The organism is Pseudomonas sp. R4-39-08 (assembly GCF_003852275.1).
Taxonomy (GTDB): Bacteria; Pseudomonadota; Gammaproteobacteria; order Pseudomonadales; family Pseudomonadaceae; genus Aquipseudomonas.
The window spans coordinates 5,592,510-5,607,191 of sequence record NZ_CP027733.1 but is presented as its reverse complement, the minus strand read 5'-3'; the positions used below and the strand labels follow the sequence as shown (position 1 = coordinate 5,607,191).

The 14,682-nt window shown below is 61.5% G+C and carries 14 protein-coding genes; 7 read left to right on the top strand and 7 right to left on the bottom strand.

Annotated features, from left to right (window positions below):
* The 5 genes from C4J88_RS26055 (at window position 1) to gcvH (ending at window position 5,920) form a co-directional block, all read left to right on the top strand.
* On the top strand, window positions 1-1,218 hold the full coding sequence (locus C4J88_RS26055; protein WP_164487754.1) for a 2-octaprenyl-3-methyl-6-methoxy-1,4-benzoquinol hydroxylase: 1,218 nt from the start codon (window positions 1-3) through the stop codon (window positions 1,216-1,218).
* Window positions 1,219-1,394: 176 nt separating this feature from the next.
* Window positions 1,395-2,399, top strand: a complete 1,005-nt coding sequence (locus C4J88_RS26050) for an extracellular solute-binding protein (protein WP_124408467.1) — start codon at window positions 1,395-1,397, stop codon at window positions 2,397-2,399.
* Window positions 2,400-2,627: 228 nt separating this feature from the next.
* Window positions 2,628-4,244: an iron ABC transporter permease gene (locus C4J88_RS26045; protein WP_124408466.1), complete on the top strand. Its 1,617-nt coding sequence runs from the start codon at window positions 2,628-2,630 to the stop codon at window positions 4,242-4,244.
* A gap of 156 nt (window positions 4,245-4,400) precedes the next feature.
* Complete coding sequence (gene gcvT / locus C4J88_RS26040) at window positions 4,401-5,483, top strand: glycine cleavage system aminomethyltransferase GcvT (RefSeq protein ID WP_124408465.1); 1,083 nt, start codon at window positions 4,401-4,403, stop codon at window positions 5,481-5,483.
* Between the two features lie 53 nt (window positions 5,484-5,536).
* A complete protein-coding gene (gcvH, locus tag C4J88_RS26035; protein WP_124368756.1) occupies window positions 5,537-5,920 on the top strand; it encodes a glycine cleavage system protein GcvH in 384 nt (127 codons plus the stop codon).
* Window positions 5,921-5,969: 49 nt separating this feature from the next.
* Here gcvH and C4J88_RS26030 read toward each other — a convergent pair whose 3' ends face one another.
* From C4J88_RS26030 to C4J88_RS26005, 6 genes are all read right to left on the bottom strand, one after another.
* Window positions 5,970-7,112, bottom strand: a complete 1,143-nt coding sequence (locus tag C4J88_RS26030) for a DegT/DnrJ/EryC1/StrS aminotransferase family protein (protein ID WP_124408464.1) — start codon at window positions 7,110-7,112, stop codon at window positions 5,970-5,972.
* 163 nt (window positions 7,113-7,275) lie between these two features.
* Window positions 7,276-7,590, bottom strand: a complete 315-nt coding sequence (locus tag C4J88_RS26025) for a DUF2388 domain-containing protein (protein ID WP_124364886.1) — start codon at window positions 7,588-7,590, stop codon at window positions 7,276-7,278.
* Window positions 7,591-7,658: 68 nt separating this feature from the next.
* Entirely contained in the window at window positions 7,659-8,105 is a 447-nt protein-coding gene (locus tag C4J88_RS26020) for an NfeD family protein (protein WP_124408463.1), read from the bottom strand.
* A 10-nt stretch (window positions 8,106-8,115) separates the two neighbouring features.
* Window positions 8,116-9,036: an SPFH domain-containing protein gene (locus C4J88_RS26015; RefSeq protein ID WP_124364884.1), complete on the bottom strand. Its 921-nt coding sequence runs from the start codon at window positions 9,034-9,036 to the stop codon at window positions 8,116-8,118.
* A gap of 77 nt (window positions 9,037-9,113) precedes the next feature.
* A complete protein-coding gene (locus tag C4J88_RS26010) occupies window positions 9,114-10,799 on the bottom strand; it encodes a GspE/PulE family protein (protein ID WP_124408462.1) in 1,686 nt (561 codons plus the stop codon).
* Window positions 10,800-10,880: 81 nt separating this feature from the next.
* Window positions 10,881-11,219, bottom strand: a complete 339-nt coding sequence (locus tag C4J88_RS26005; protein WP_124408461.1) for a hypothetical protein — start codon at window positions 11,217-11,219, stop codon at window positions 10,881-10,883.
* A gap of 127 nt (window positions 11,220-11,346) precedes the next feature.
* On the opposite strand from C4J88_RS26005, the gene C4J88_RS26000 reads away from it, so the two are divergent.
* The gene (locus tag C4J88_RS26000) at window positions 11,347-11,817 is read left to right on the top strand and encodes an Lrp/AsnC family transcriptional regulator (protein WP_124364881.1); all 471 of its coding nucleotides are present in this window, start codon (window positions 11,347-11,349) and stop codon (window positions 11,815-11,817) included.
* 117 nt (window positions 11,818-11,934) lie between these two features.
* On the opposite strand, the gene C4J88_RS25995 is transcribed toward C4J88_RS26000, so the two are convergent.
* Window positions 11,935-13,302 carry an inorganic triphosphatase gene (locus C4J88_RS25995; protein ID WP_124408460.1) on the bottom strand — a complete coding sequence of 456 codons (1,368 nt, stop codon included), beginning with the start codon at window positions 13,300-13,302 and terminating at the stop codon, window positions 11,935-11,937.
* A gap of 157 nt (window positions 13,303-13,459) precedes the next feature.
* Here C4J88_RS25995 and argE point away from each other — a divergent pair, with 157 nt between their 5' ends.
* Complete coding sequence (gene argE, locus C4J88_RS25990) at window positions 13,460-14,608, top strand: acetylornithine deacetylase (RefSeq protein ID WP_124405604.1); 1,149 nt, start codon at window positions 13,460-13,462, stop codon at window positions 14,606-14,608.
* Window positions 14,609-14,682 lie beyond the last annotated feature (74 nt).

The window sequence follows — 14,682 nt, the reverse complement described above, 5'->3', positions numbered from 1 at the left end:
ATGCGCGCAGATGTGCTGATTGTCGGGGCCGGAATGGTCGGAAGCGCCCTGGCGCTGGCGTTGCAGGGCAGTGGCCTGCAGGTGTTGCTGCTTGACGGCAGCCCGCTGAGCGTCAAGCCGTTCGAGCCGGCAGCGCCGTTTGAACCGCGGGTGAGTGCGTTGTCCGCCGCCAGCCAGCGCATTCTGGAGCGCCTTGGCGTGTGGGACGGCATCGTCCAGCGTCGCGCCAGCCCGTATGGCGAGATGCACGTGTGGGACGGCAGCGGCACCGGGCAGATCCACTTTTCGGCAGCCAGCGTACATGCCGAGGTGCTGGGGCATATCGTCGAGAACCGCCTGGTCCAGGATGCCCTACTGGACCGCCTGCATGATTGCGACCTGGGGCTGCTGGCGACTGCGCGCCTGGAGCAGATGCGCCGTTCCGGCGATGACTGGCTGCTGACCCTGGCCGATGGGCGCAAGCTGCGCGCGCCGCTGGTGGTGGCCGCCGACGGCGCCAACTCGGCGGTGCGCCGCCTGACCGGCACTCCCACCCGTGAATGGGATTACCTGCATAACGCCATCGTGACCAGCGTGCGCAGCAGCCTGCCGCACCGGCGCACGGCGTGGCAACGCTTCACCGATACCGGCCCGCTGGCGTTTTTGCCGCTGGTGCGCGATGGGCAAGAGGATTGGTGCTCGATTGTGTGGTCGACCACGCCGGCGGAGTCCGAGCGCCTGATGGCCCTGGATGATGAACGCTTTTGTGATGAATTGGAGCGCGCCTTTGAAGGGCGCCTCGGCAACGTGATCAGCGCCGACCCGCGCGTCTGCGTGCCGTTGCGTCAGCGCCACGCCAAACGCTATGTGGCCGAAGGCCTGGCATTGATTGGCGATGCGGCTCACGTCATCCACCCGTTGGCGGGGCAGGGCGTGAACCTGGGATTTCTCGATGCCGCGGTGCTGGCTGAAGTGCTGCTGGCGGCCAACGAACGCAGTGAACGTCTGGCGGATGTGAAGGTGCTGAGCCGCTACGAGCGGCGGCGCATGCCGCATAACCTGGCGCTGATGGCGGCAATGGAGGGCTTCGAGCGCTTGTTCCAGGCCGATCAACTGCCGTTGCGCTGGCTGCGCAATGCCGGCTTGAAAATGGTCGACCAGTTGCCCGAAGCCAAGGCATTGTTTGTACGCCAGGCCCTGGGCTTGACCGGCGATCTTCCGGAACTCGCCAAACTGTGAACTGAAATGCGGCACCCTGTGGGAGGGGCGGTGCGACGATTCGACTTGCCCCCGATGAGGCCATCAGCCCTCACGCATACCTCCGACCGTGCAACATCTGGTAACGCCTCCAGCAAGCGGTACCAAATGTGAGTCCTTATCATTTGCGCTCTTTTTGCAAATGAGCGACCGCACCCATGTTGGCACCCAAGCGCCTCCTGACTGCCCTGGCACTCACCCTGATCGGCAGCACCGCCGTGCAGGCCGCCGACGAAGTGGTGGTGTACTCCTCGCGCATCGACGAACTGATCAAGCCGGTGTTCGACGCCTACACCCGCAAGACCGGTGTACAGGTCAAATTCATCACCGATAAGGAAGCGCCGCTGATGCAGCGCATCAAGGCCGAAGGCGAAAACGCCACCGCCGACCTGCTGCTCACCGTCGACGCCGGCAACCTCTGGCAGGCCGAGCAGATGGGCATCCTGCAGCCGTTCACCTCCGAGGTGATCGACAAGAACATTCCGTTGCAATACCGTTCTTCGGCCCACGCCTGGACCGGCTTGAGCCTGCGCGCGCGGACCATCGCCTATTCCACCGACCGGGTAAAACCGGGCGACCTGACCACCTACGAAGCCCTGGCCGACAAACAGTGGGAAGGCCGGCTGTGCCTGCGCACGGCGAAAAAGGTCTACAACCAGTCACTGACCGCCACGCTGATCGAAACCCATGGCGCGAGCAAGACTGAAGAAATCGTCAAAGGCTGGGTGAATAACCTGTCCACCGACGTATTCTCCGACGATATTGCGGTGCTGGAGGCGATCAATGCCGGGCAATGCGATGTGGGTATCGTCAACACGTACTACTACGGTCGCCTGCACAAGCAGAAGCCGGACCTGGCGGTGAAGCTGTTCTGGCCGAACCAGGGCGACCGTGGCGTGCATGTGAACCTGTCGGGCATTGGCCTGACCAAGCACGCACCACACCCGGCGGCGGCCAAGGCCTTGGTGGAGTGGATGACCACGCCCGAGGCGCAGCAGATTTTCGCCGATGTGAACCAGGAGTTCCCCGCCAACCCAGCGGTAGCGCCGTCGGCTGAAGTGGCGAGCTGGGGCAAATTCGTGGCCGACACCTTGCCGGTGGAAGTGGCGGGCAAGCGCCAGGCCGAGGCTATTCGCTTAATGGATCGCGCCGGCTGGAACTGATTTTGTAAATCGCCGCAGATCAAAAAATGTGGGAGGGGGGCTGATTCACCGCCATGCCACTGTAGGAGCGAGCTTGCTCGCGAAAAACGTTCAGGCAACGCGTTCATTCTGGATAAACGCGGGGGCCCTGAGTTCTTCGCGAGCAAGCTCGCTCCTACAAAAAGCCTTAACAGGCTGTAGGGCACGTCCCCTCCACAGTGTTGTGTTCACCCTCCAGAGAATTAAGCCGTGGCCCATCCCGCCCAACGCCGCTGGTACCTGCCGGTCTTCAGCGTCGCCGCCCTGGTGCTGCTGCCGCTGAGCGTGCTGTTGCTGTCCTGGCAAAGCGTCGACGCCCAGATCTGGTCCCACCTCTGGGACACCCAGATGCCACGTTTACTGGGTAACACCTTGACCCTGGTGCTCGGCGTCGGCCTTGGCGTGACGTTGCTGGGCGTAAGCCTGGCCTGGCTGACCAGCCTCTGCGAATTCCCCGGCCGCCGCTGGTTGGACTGGGCACTGATGCTGCCCTTTGCAATTCCGGCCTACGTGTTGGCCTTCGTGTTCGTGGGACTGCTGGATTTTGCGGGCCCCGTGCAAACCCTGCTGCGCGACGTGTTCGGCGCCGGGCTGCGCCTGCCGCGTGTGCGCTCCACCAGTGGCGTGATCATCGTATTGGTGCTGGTGTTCTACCCCTATGTCTACCTGCTGGCGCGCTCTGCATTCCTGGCCCAGGGCAAGGGCTTGATGGAAGCGGCGCGGGTGCTGGGCCAGTCGCCCTGGCAAGCATTCTGGCGCGTGGCGCTGCCCATGGCGCGGCCGGCGATTGGGGCGGGTGTCGCCCTGGCCTTGATGGAAACCCTGGCGGATTTCGGTGCGGTCTCGGTGTTCAATTTCGACACGTTCACCACCGCCATCTATAAAACCTGGTACGGCTTTTTCAGCCTGTCCAGCGCAGCCCAACTCGCCAGCCTGTTGCTGCTGGTGGTGATGCTGGTGCTGTATGGCGAACGGCGCGCCCGTGGAGCAAGCCGACCCAGCAACGAGCGCCCGCGAGGCAAGGCGTTGTATCACCTGCGTGGGTTCAAGGCGGCAGCGGCCAGTGGCTGGTGTGGCTTGGTGTTCGCCTGCGCGTTTGTGATCCCGGTGCTGCAACTGGTGGTGTGGTTCTGGCAGCGTGGCCGGTTCGACCTGGATGAGCGCTACACCGGCCTGATCCTGCACACCCTGTATCTGGGCGGGATTGCGGCGCTGATCACCGTCGGCGTGGCGCTGATACTGGCGTTCGCCAACCGCCTTGCGCCGACTCGGGCGATTCGCTCCGGCATCAGCCTGGCCAATGTCGGTTATGCCTTGCCCGGATCGGTGCTGGCGGTGTCGATCATGCTCGCCTTCAGCTACCTGGACCGCGAACTGGTGGTGCCGCTGTCGGGCTGGCTGGGCGGTACGGGCAAACCGTTGCTGCTGGGCAGCCTCTCGGCGCTGGTGCTCGCCTATCTGGTGCGGTTCCTGGCGGTGGCCTACGGGCCGCTGGAAAACAGCCTGGCGCGTATCCGTCCGTCGTTGCCCGAGGCCGCACGAAGTCTGGGGGTGAGCGGCCCACAACTGTTTTGCAAGGTGTATCTGCCACTGTTGCTGCCCGGCACCCTGAGCGCGGCGCTGCTGGTGTTCGTCGATGTGCTCAAGGAAATGCCCGCCACCTTGCTGATGCGCCCGTTTGGCTGGGACACCCTGGCGGTGCGGATCTTTGAAATGACCAGTGAAGGGGAATGGGCGCGGGCCTCGCTGCCGGCGCTGACCCTGGTACTGGTTGGGTTGTTGCCGGTCGTCGGGCTGATCCGACGCTCCGCACGACAAATCGGTTAGGTGCCAGTCCTACAGCTTGCGGCTACAATGCGCGGCATTCGGTGTGCCGCGTCTTTCGAGGCGGGTTGGCGCATGTGTCTGCTGGCCTTGTAATCCAAGGCGCTCGGCACTGGCGGCAACTCTGCGCACCTTCGCCAAGCCCGGAAGGAGAAACCCATGGGACAGCGTACGCCTCTGTATGACCTGCATCTCGCCCTCGGCGCGAAAATGGTCGATTTTGGCGGTTGGGATATGCCTTTGCATTACGGCTCGCAGGTTGAGGAGCACCATCAGGTGCGGCGCGACTGCGGGGTGTTCGATGTATCTCATATGACCGTGATCGATGTCAGCGGCCTTCAGGCCAAGGAATGGCTCCAGCACTTGCTGGCCAATGACGTTGATCGATTGCACGGCTGCGGCCGCGCGTTGTACAGCGCCATGCTCAACGAGCAGGGCGGGGTAGTGGACGACATGATCGTCTACCGTACCGAAACCGGTTACCGGCTGGTGGTCAACGCCGCCACCCGTGACCAGGACATGGCCTGGATGCAGGCGCAACTGGGCAGCTATCAAGTGCAACTCCAGGAGCGCCCCGAGCTGGCCATGCTCGCCATTCAAGGTCCCTATGCGCGGCACAAGATCGCCGAATTGGTGACCCAGTCCCGTGGCACCCTGATCCATCAGCTCAAGCCCTTCGAAGGCCAGGCCGACGGCGACTGGTTTATTGCCCGCACCGGTTACACCGGCGAAGACGGCCTGGAAATTGTCCTGCCTGCAGACCAGGCGCCGGGTTTTTTCAACGATCTGGTGGGCGCCGGTATTTCCCCCATCGGCCTCGGTGCCCGCGACACCCTGCGCCTGGAAGCCGGCATGAACCTGTATGGCCAGGATATCCACCAGCAGGTATCACCCCTGGCCGCCAACATGGCCTGGAGCATCGCCTGGGAGCCCGCCGGGCGAAATTTCATCGGCCGCGCCGCGCTGGAGGCGGAAAAGGCTGCCGGGGTGCAATTCAAATTAGTGGGACTGGTCCTGGAAGAACGGGGGGTTCTGCGCGCTCACCAGGTGGTTCGTATCGCCAATGTTGGCGAAGGAGAGATCACCAGTGGTAGTTTCTCACCTACGCTGAGCAAATCCATTGCCCTGGCGCGCGTACCGACGGCGACTGCCGACCGGGCCGAAGTGGAAATCCGCGGCAAGTGGTACCCGGTGCGAGTGGTCAAGCCGACCTTCGTACGCCATGGCAAAACCCTGATCTAACTATTTTCCGGCAGGCCTATGGCCGCTGACATTTCTTCTTGAGGACACAGACTATGAGCAATATCCCTGCCGACCTGCGTTTTGCCGAAAGTCATGAGTGGGCCCGTCTGGAAGCCGACGGCACCGTGACCGTCGGGATCTCCGACCATGCTCAGGAAGCCTTGGGTGATGTGGTGTTTGTTGAACTGGCTGAGGTTGGTGCCACTTTTGAAGCGCAAGGCCAGGCGGGTGTGGTTGAGTCGGTGAAAGCCGCTTCGGATATCTACTCGCCGGTTGCTGGCGAGGTGATTGCGGTCAACGAAGAGTTGAGCGGTAGTCCTGAGCTGCTGAACTCTGACCCGTATGGCGCCTGGATCTTCAAGCTCAAGCCAAGCAACTCGGCTGATCTGGAAAAACTGCTCGACGCTGCCGGCTACAAAGCCGCTATCGGCGAGTAAACGCAAAACCCAATGTGGGAGGGGGTTTGCCCCCTCCCACATTATGTGATCAGCTTGCTTTCAGTACTGCTTTGACCGCCGCCACAGCCCGCTCTACATCCGCCTCTGTCATCGCCGTAAACATCGGCAACGACACGATCAGACGCCCAACACGCTCCGCCACCGGGAACATGCCTTCCTTGAACCCTTGTGCCCGATACAGGCTCAGCAGGTGGATCGGCGGGTAGTGATAACCGATGCCGACGCCGTGGGCCTGCATCCGTTCCATAAAGGTGGCGCGGGCAGGCAAACCGTCCTGACGCTCCGGCAATACCAGCTGGAACAGGTGCCAGTTGCTGTTTTCGAAGTCGGCCGGCGGCAGTTGCGCGCCGTACACTTGTTCAAAATCACTGCCGAAGCATTCGAAGTAATGCCGAGCCAGGTTCTGGCGATGGGCGGTGATCTTCTCGATGTGGGCAAACTGCCCCAGACCAATGGCGGCGGCGATATCGGTCATGTTGAATTTGCCACCCAACACGTCCACATCCAGGCCATCAAAACCGCTGCGGGTCACGCCTTGCAGGCGGTATTTCTCGGCCAGACGGGCCTCTTCGGCGTTGTTGAGCACCAGGCAGCCGCCTTCGGATGAGGTGATGTTCTTGTTTGCCTGGAAACTGAACGACACAAAGTCGCCGGTAGCGCCGATGCGTTGCCCGTCCCAACTGGAACCCAGGGCCTGGGCGGCGTCCTCGATGATGCGCAGGTTGTACTTGTTGGCCAGCGCGTAAAGCATCGGCATGTCCAGGGGCAAGCCGGCCAAATAGACCGGGATGATCGCCTTGGTGCGCGGGGTTATCGCGGCTTCAACCTGGGCCAGGTCGATGTTGCGGGTCACCGGGTCAATATCGGCGAATACCGGAGTGGCGCCTACCTCCAGAATAACGTTGGCCGTGGCAACCCAGGAAATCGGTGTGGTAATGACTTCATCCCCAGGCCCGATACCGGCGATACGCAGGGCAATCTCCATGGTGCAGGTGCCGGAGTTGAAAGTGCGTACCGGCCGACCGCCGAAATATTCCGACAGCTGCGCTTCGAACGCCTGCACCTTCGGCCCGCTGGTGATCCAGCCCGAGCGCAGCACATCGCCGACCGCCGAGATGGTGGCTTCATCAATGGTAGGTTTGGAAAACGGCAGGAAGGGCTGTTGGCTCATGACGAAGAGGGCATCCGTTTCAGGTAGGCGATGAGTAATGGACGTGTCAGCCCTGCATGGTTGCACGGCTCGACTGAATATAGCCTGTCGCCCGTGAATGATTCGTCACGCTCCAGGCAAAAAAATGCCGCTTGAAAAAGCGGCATTTTTTAACGTGCAGGTATTACTCGGTTACAGCGTTCTTCGCGAGGATGGCGTTGGCCAGTTCCATATCCGTGGCTTGCAGGCCAGGGTTATCAGCACGGACCTTCTGCATGGCCGCTTCCAGGTACGGGCCGCGAATGCCGCCGTTGCTGGCGACGAAGCTGCCGGCGTCGTCCTGGGCGGCGACTACCAGCTTGTGGTCCTTGAAGGTCAGGTAAGTCGAGCCGGTGGTTGCGCCCGACGAGATGACATTACGCCAGAAGCTATCGGCCATGGCTGAGCCGACAGGGAGGGAGAGCACAGCGAGGGTTGCGACAGCATATTTAAGACGCATGATGGGTGACTCCGGTGGGTTATCTGTACATTTTGATTGTAGTTAACCTGATCCAGTTCCATCACTGACTAAACAGTTTCAACCTTTAAAACCACCCCATCCTGGCCAACCACGCGCACTTGAGCGCCTACGGGCGCATCGGCACCGGTGACCATCCATACGCCATCGCCGACGTTAACCTTGCCCCTGCCATCCACGATCGCCTGATGCACCACGAAGGTGCGTCCGATCAACTCTGAACCGCGCTCATTCAAGCCGGGTTGATCGCTGGCCTTGGCGCCGCTGCGTTGGCGTTTCCACCAGTACACGGCCGTCAATATTGACAACAGGGCGAACAGCAGCAGTTGCCACTCAAGTCCCAGGGGCGGGACGATAAACTTGATCACTCCCACGGCGGCTGCGGCGATACCCATCCACAACAGGTAGCCTCCCGCGCCGAACACCTCGAGAATCAACAACACGGTGCCCAGCGCCAGCCAGTCCCAGAACGAAAGGTGCTGCAGGAAATCCCACATGATGGAGACCTCAGCCTTTCTTGTTGTCGAAAGCCGCTTTGACGATCTCGCCGATACCGCCCACGGCACCGATCACCTGGCTGGCTTCCAGCGGCATCAGGATCACCTTGCTGTTGTTGGCCGATGCCAGCTTGCCCAGGGCATCGATATATTTCTGCGCGACGAAGTAGTTCACCGCCTGCACGTTACCGGATGCGATCGCTTCCGATACCACCTGGGTCGCCCGGGCTTCAGCCTCGGCCTGACGCTCACGCGCTTCGGACTCAAGGAAGGCGGCCTGGCGGCTACCCTCGGCCTCGAGGATCTGCGCTTGCTTCTTGCCCTCGGCGGTGAGGATCGCCGAGGCTCGCAGGCCTTCGGCTTCGAGGATCTGCGCACGCTTGATCCGCTCGGCTTTCATCTGCCCGGACATGGCCGCCATCAGGTCGGCAGGCGGGCTGATGTCCTTGATTTCGATACGGGTGATCTTGATGCCCCACGGTGCCGTGGCTTCGTCGACGGTGCGCAGCAGTTTTTCATTGATACCGTCGCGCTGGCTCAGCATCGCATCCAGTTCCATGGAGCCAAGCACCGTACGGATATTGGTTTGCAGCAAATTGCGGATGGCATGCTCGAGGTTGTTCACCTCGTACGCGGCCTGGGCCGTGTTCACCACTTGGAAGAAGCACACGGCGTCGATCTGTACGGTGGCGTTGTCGGCGGTAATCACTTCCTGGGGAGGAATATCCAGCACGCTTTCCATCACGTTGATCTTGCGGCCGATGCGGTCCATGACCGGGATGATGATGTTGAGGCCAGGCTTGAGGGTGTTGGTATAGCGGCCGAAACGTTCGACTGTCCACTGGTAGCCCTGGGGCACCACTTTGAAACCCATGAACAGGATGGCAATGGCCAACCCCACGAAAAGAAGCAGTACGGTGCCGATCTGCATAGCGATTCCCTATCTGATGATGTCGGTGACATGACGTTCGGTCGAGTGTAACGGTCTCGTCACGGATAAGGACGGTTTCAATGCCCAACAAACAAAGGATTTGTTTCTGAATCCCCAGGGGTCACCCTCAGGACTTCCACCATCGTCGTCAGCCCGGCCTTCACCTTTTGCAGGCCGGCCATGCGCAGGCTGTGCATGCCTTGCCCGAGAGCCGCATGGCGCAAGGCCTGCACGTCCGCGCCGGGGGTGATCAGCGCCTTGAGGGTTTCGTCCACCGTCATGACTTCATAGAGCCCGGCTCTGCCCCGATAACCACTGTCGCGGCATTCCCCGCAGCCGGCGGCTTCGTAGGCGTCGGCCACGGCGCGTTTGCAATGGGAGCACAGCACACGCACCAAGCGTTGCGCCATGACGCCTATCAGCGTTGCCTTGATCAAATAATGAGCGATCCCCAGTTCCTGCAAGCGGCTGATCGCGCTCGGCGCATCGTTGGTATGCAGGGTCGACAGCACCAGGTGCCCAGTCAGCGCAGCCTGGATCGCCATTTCGGCGGTTTCCTGGTCGCGAATCTCGCCGATCATGATGATGTCCGGGTCCTGGCGCAGTAGCGCGCGGATACCGCTGGCGAAGGTCAGGTCGATGTTGTGCTGGACCTGCATCTGATTGAACGCCGGTTCGACCATCTCGATGGGGTCCTCCACCGTGCACAGGTTGACCTCCCGGCTCGCCAGTTGCTTGAGGGTGGCGTAAAGCGTGCTGGTCTTGCCCGAGCCGGTCGGGCCGGTGACCAGGATGATGCCGTGGGCCTGTCGGGTCATGGCCTGCCAGCGCTGTTGATCTTCGGCAGACAAGCCCAACTGGTCGAAATCCTTGAGCAGCACCTGGGGATCAAAAATGCGCATGACCAGCTTCTCGCCAAAAGCGGTGGGCAAGGTTGAAAGGCGCAGTTCCACTTCAGCCCCCGCCGGGGTTTTCATCTTGATGCGCCCATCCTGGGGTTTGCGCTTCTCTGCCACGTTCATACGGCCAAGGCTTTTCAGGCGGCTGACGACAGCGGTGGTGACCTGCGGCGGAAATTGGTAGACGTCATGCAACAGGCCATCGATGCGAAAGCGCACTCGACCCTGTTCGCGGCAGGGCTCTATATGAATATCGCTCGCCCGCTGACCAAAGGCGTACTGCAGCAGCCAGTCGACGATATTGACGATATGCGCGTCATCGGCGTGCGGCTCCTTATCGCTGGCGCCGAGGCTGAGCAGATCGGCATTGCCGGGCGCTGCCATTTTTTGATCAGCCCCACTGACCGATTTGGCCAACCGATAGAACTCGCTGATACAACGCTGGATCGCCTGGGGATTGGCCACCACGCGCTTGATCGTGCGTTTGAGTACTTGGGAAAGCCCGGCCTCCCAGCCACTGACATGAGGTTGAGCGCTGGCGACGGTAACGCTGCGCGCATCTACGGCGACTGCGAGGATGGCGTGGCGCTGCGCAAAGGCATGGGACATCAACGGCACCACCGTCGCGACGTCGATCTTCAGCGGGTCGATGCGCAGATAAGGTTGCTCGACCTGCCGGGCCAGCCATTGGGTTAACGTTTCCAGGCACGGCCCTTCGGCGGCGATACGCTCCAGGGGATGCTGGGCGCTGGTGGGCGCGGACAACAACCGTTGCGCCATCTCTGCCGTGATCAGCTCCTGCTCGAGCAATGCAGGCAGCAGTTGATGCAGTTCCAGGGGGCGGTCTGGCAGGGCGGTGGACATGAGGGTTTCCTGGTGGGCGTCGGGTGTAATCCCAGGCTAGCCAGCTTCTGAAAATTTTGCGTGTACGTGTATTGCAGGCTTTTACCGCGACGTTGCGGCCACGGCTTGAAGCCGCGCGCAGTCGGCCGGGCGCAGTTCCAGGGAACACACGCTGATCAGGTTTCGAATCTTTTCACCGATCACCTGGGCTCGGTGCCAGCTCAGGCCGCCCATCATGATGTCGATGCGCAGCAGGTCGTCTTGCCTGTTCACGCTCACCTGATTGGGCGTGAGAAATTGCAGCGCGAAGTAATTCAACACCCGACACAGCACGTCCGGCTCCGCCTCCGCGACGATCCGATAATGCGCCTCGCAGTGAAGGCTATCGACGGCCCATGCATCGGCGCGGGTAACAGAGTGAGCGGTTTCGACGGCGTGCATGCTGATTCTCCAAATTCGACTGAAGAAATTTTTACACGCAGCGGCTGAGATTTCTTATCTCAAATCGGACATATTGGCAGATAATCGAATCAATCAATTCAACCTAGTCAACTTATAAGGTATTTCTATGCAAAGCGAACTGGACGCTTATGACCGTCGTATTCTGGCCCTGCTCCAAGAGGACGCTTCGCTCTCCAGCGCACAGATCGCCGAGCAGGTCGGCCTCTCGCAGTCACCATGCTGGCGGCGTATTCAGCGGCTCAAGGAGGATGGCGTGATCCGCGGCCAGGTCACCTTGCTGGACCGCAAGAAAATCGGCCTCAACACGCAGATTTTCGCCGAGGTCAAACTCAACGCCCACGGTCGGTCCAACTTCACCGAGTTTACCGAGGCGATTCGTGGCTTTCCGGAAGTGCTGGAGTGTTATGTGCTGATGGGCGCGGTGGATTTTCTGTTGCGTATTGTTGCGTCGGACATCGAGGCGTACGAGCGGTTTTTCTTCGACAAGTTGTCGATGGTGCCGGGGATTCAGGAGGTTAATTCGATTGTGGCTTTATCTGAGATCAAGTCCACCACCAGCCTGCCAGTATTGCGCTAGCAGGTCCGGCCTCATCGGGGGCAAGCCCCCTCCCACATGTGACTGCATTCCAAAGTAGGAACTCGGTCAATAGTGGGAGGGGCGGTGCGACGATTCGACTTGCCCCCGATGGCGATATCACAGACGCAGAAGCATCTTCCAGGCACGATTCTGATAAACCGCAATCGCCTGGTGCATCCGCGCGTCCAGCGACTCATCGGTGATCGGCTGGTTAGCCAGGTGCGCCAGCTTGTTCAGCTCGCCGTACAAACGGTCCAGTTCCGGAACATCCACCACCTGACGTGCATGGTGCAGCCAGGCCTGGATGCGTTCGATACGCGGCAGTTGCTCGGCCAGGTCTTCCGGCTGTTGCTGGTAGCGCGGCAGTTGCAGGGCAACGGCGTCGTCGGCCAGCAGACGCGGTAGCCAGTTGGTGATTTGCGCAGCGCCCTGGCGGTTGCCGCGCACGTTACGCTCGGCGGTCCAGGTGCGGGCCAGCAGCCAGCGCGAGGTGTTCAGGGAGAACAGGCCCCAGCGCACGTCCTGCAGCTCTTCAACGAACTGCTCCGGCGCGGCTTTGCGGATGTCTTCATCGTCGTCACCGGCCTGGACCAGCGGGCGCCAGTCTTCCAGCAACGCATCCAAGACACCGCGCAATTCGCTGGTGGATTGACGCGGTGCGGCCTGGCCGAGGCTGCCGATCAGCGCGCGCAATTCACCGAGGGTCTCGACCCAGTCCTGCAGCAAGCGCCAGTGGCCATTGAAGCGATATTGCTCGGCCAGGCGCTGGCTGCTGCCCAGCAAGTGCCACATGATTGCTGCGAAGGCATCGTCCAACGGCATTTCAGCGTGGATCTGCGGTGCCGGCAGGCTCAAGGAATAGCTGCTGGCGTCGTACAGGCGATAGCCACGTTCGGCCTTGCTAATGTCACAAGGCATCAGCGCCAGGGTCGCGGCCAGTTCGGCGGCCAGTTCCAGCAGGGCGGCCGGTTCGCCTTCGCGCAGTTCCAGTTCCAGCTCGCAGATTTCTTCCTTCTGCTTGCCGACCACCACGTGGCCCAGGTCCAGGGCGGCTTCGATCACTACCTTGGCCTTGCCGCGACCCCAGGCGATTTCAGCGCGCTCGCGCACGAAGTCGGTGGTGAAGATCGGCTTGAGGGTCTTTTTGTCCAGCTCGGCCAGTTGCTCGGGCCAGCATTCGCCGTCGAGCTTCTTCACATCGAGCTTGGCTTTGGGCAGGTCCCAGTTGTATTCGTTACGTTCCGACAAACCGGCGACGCTCTGACCACGGGTCTTGAGGGTCTGGATGATGTCGTCACCGTCCTTGCGCAAGCGCAGGGCCACCTTGGCCTGGGCCAGGTCGCGCTCGGGGGTGTCGAAGTACTGGTTCATCAACTCACGGCGTTCCCAGCCACTTTTGTTGCGTTTTTTCAGTAGCGGGTGCTCACGCAGCGCGGCGAGTGTTTCGCGGCTGACACGGAGCTTGATTTCGGTTTCTTTCTGCATGGCCGGAAAATCCAGGATCGGGAGCGCAGCCGGGGAAAAGTGTGGCTGCCAAGGTCGTGCAGTGTACAGGACTGAGCCCGGCAACGTGCCGCAACGGTTTATTGTGTCGTGCAGATGGCTCTATAGTGGGGTTCATCCGGGAAGTTGGAGACCGCGCATGCCGTTACCGTCCATGAAAGAGCAGTTCGCCGCATTGATTGCCGCGCCGTCGGTCAGTTGCACGCAGGCGTCCCTCGACCAGAGCAACCGCCCGGTGATCGACCTGCTCGCCACCTGGCTGGGCGACCTGGGCTTCTCCATCGACATCCAGCAGGTCAGCCCCGGCAAGTTCAACCTGTTGGCAAGTTTCGGCAGCGGCCCCGGTGGCCTGGTGCTGGCTGGTCATAGCGACACGGTGCCCTACGACGCGGCACTGTGGGAAACCGACCCGCTCAAGCTGACGGAAGTCGACGGCCGCTGGGTAGGATTGGGCAGTTGCGACATGAAGGGTTTTTTTGCGCTGGCGATTGAAGCGGTGCTGCCGCTGCTGGACCAGCCGTTCAAGCAACCGCTGCTGATCCTCGCCACCTGCGATGAAGAAAGCTCCATGTCCGGTGCCCGCGCACTGGCCGAGGCGGGGCGGCCGCTGGGCCGGGCGGCGGTGATCGGCGAACCGACCGGCCTCAAGCCGATCCGCCTGCACAAAGGCGTGATGATGGAACGCATCGACATCTTAGGGCGCAGCGGCCATTCGTCGGACCCAAGCCTTGGTCACAGCGCCCTTGAAGCCATGCACGACGCCATCGGCGAGCTGCGCGGCCTGCGCCTTGCCTGGCAGCGCGAATACCGCAACCCACAGTTCAGCGTGCCGCAGCCGACCCTGAACTTCGGCTGCATCCATGGCGGCGACAACCCCAACCGCATCTGTGGCCAATGCTCCCTGGAGTTCGACCTGCGCCCCCTGCCGGGCATGGACCCTGCGGTGCTGCGCGCCGCCATCCGGCAAAAACTCGAGCCCCTGGCCGAGCGGCATAAGGTCAAGATCGATTACGCGCCGCTGTTCCCGGAAGTACCGCCCTTCGAGCAGCCGGAAGACGCCGAGTTGGTGAGGGTGGCGGAACGTTTGACCGGCCACCGTGCCGAAGCAGTGGCGTTCGGCACCGAAGCGCCTTATCTTCAGCGCCTTGGTTGCGAAACCCTGGTGCTCGGCCCTGGCGATATCGCCTGTGCGCACCAGCCGGGTGAATACCTCGAAATGTCACGCTTGACGCCTACAGTGCGTCTATTGCGGGAACTGATCGAACATTACTGCCTGAAACCCGCATAAATTAACCCCTGCCTGTTCGTACATAGAAAGGAGAGTGAGCGTGTCGCCAAGCCTGTTCCGACGATAACCATCAG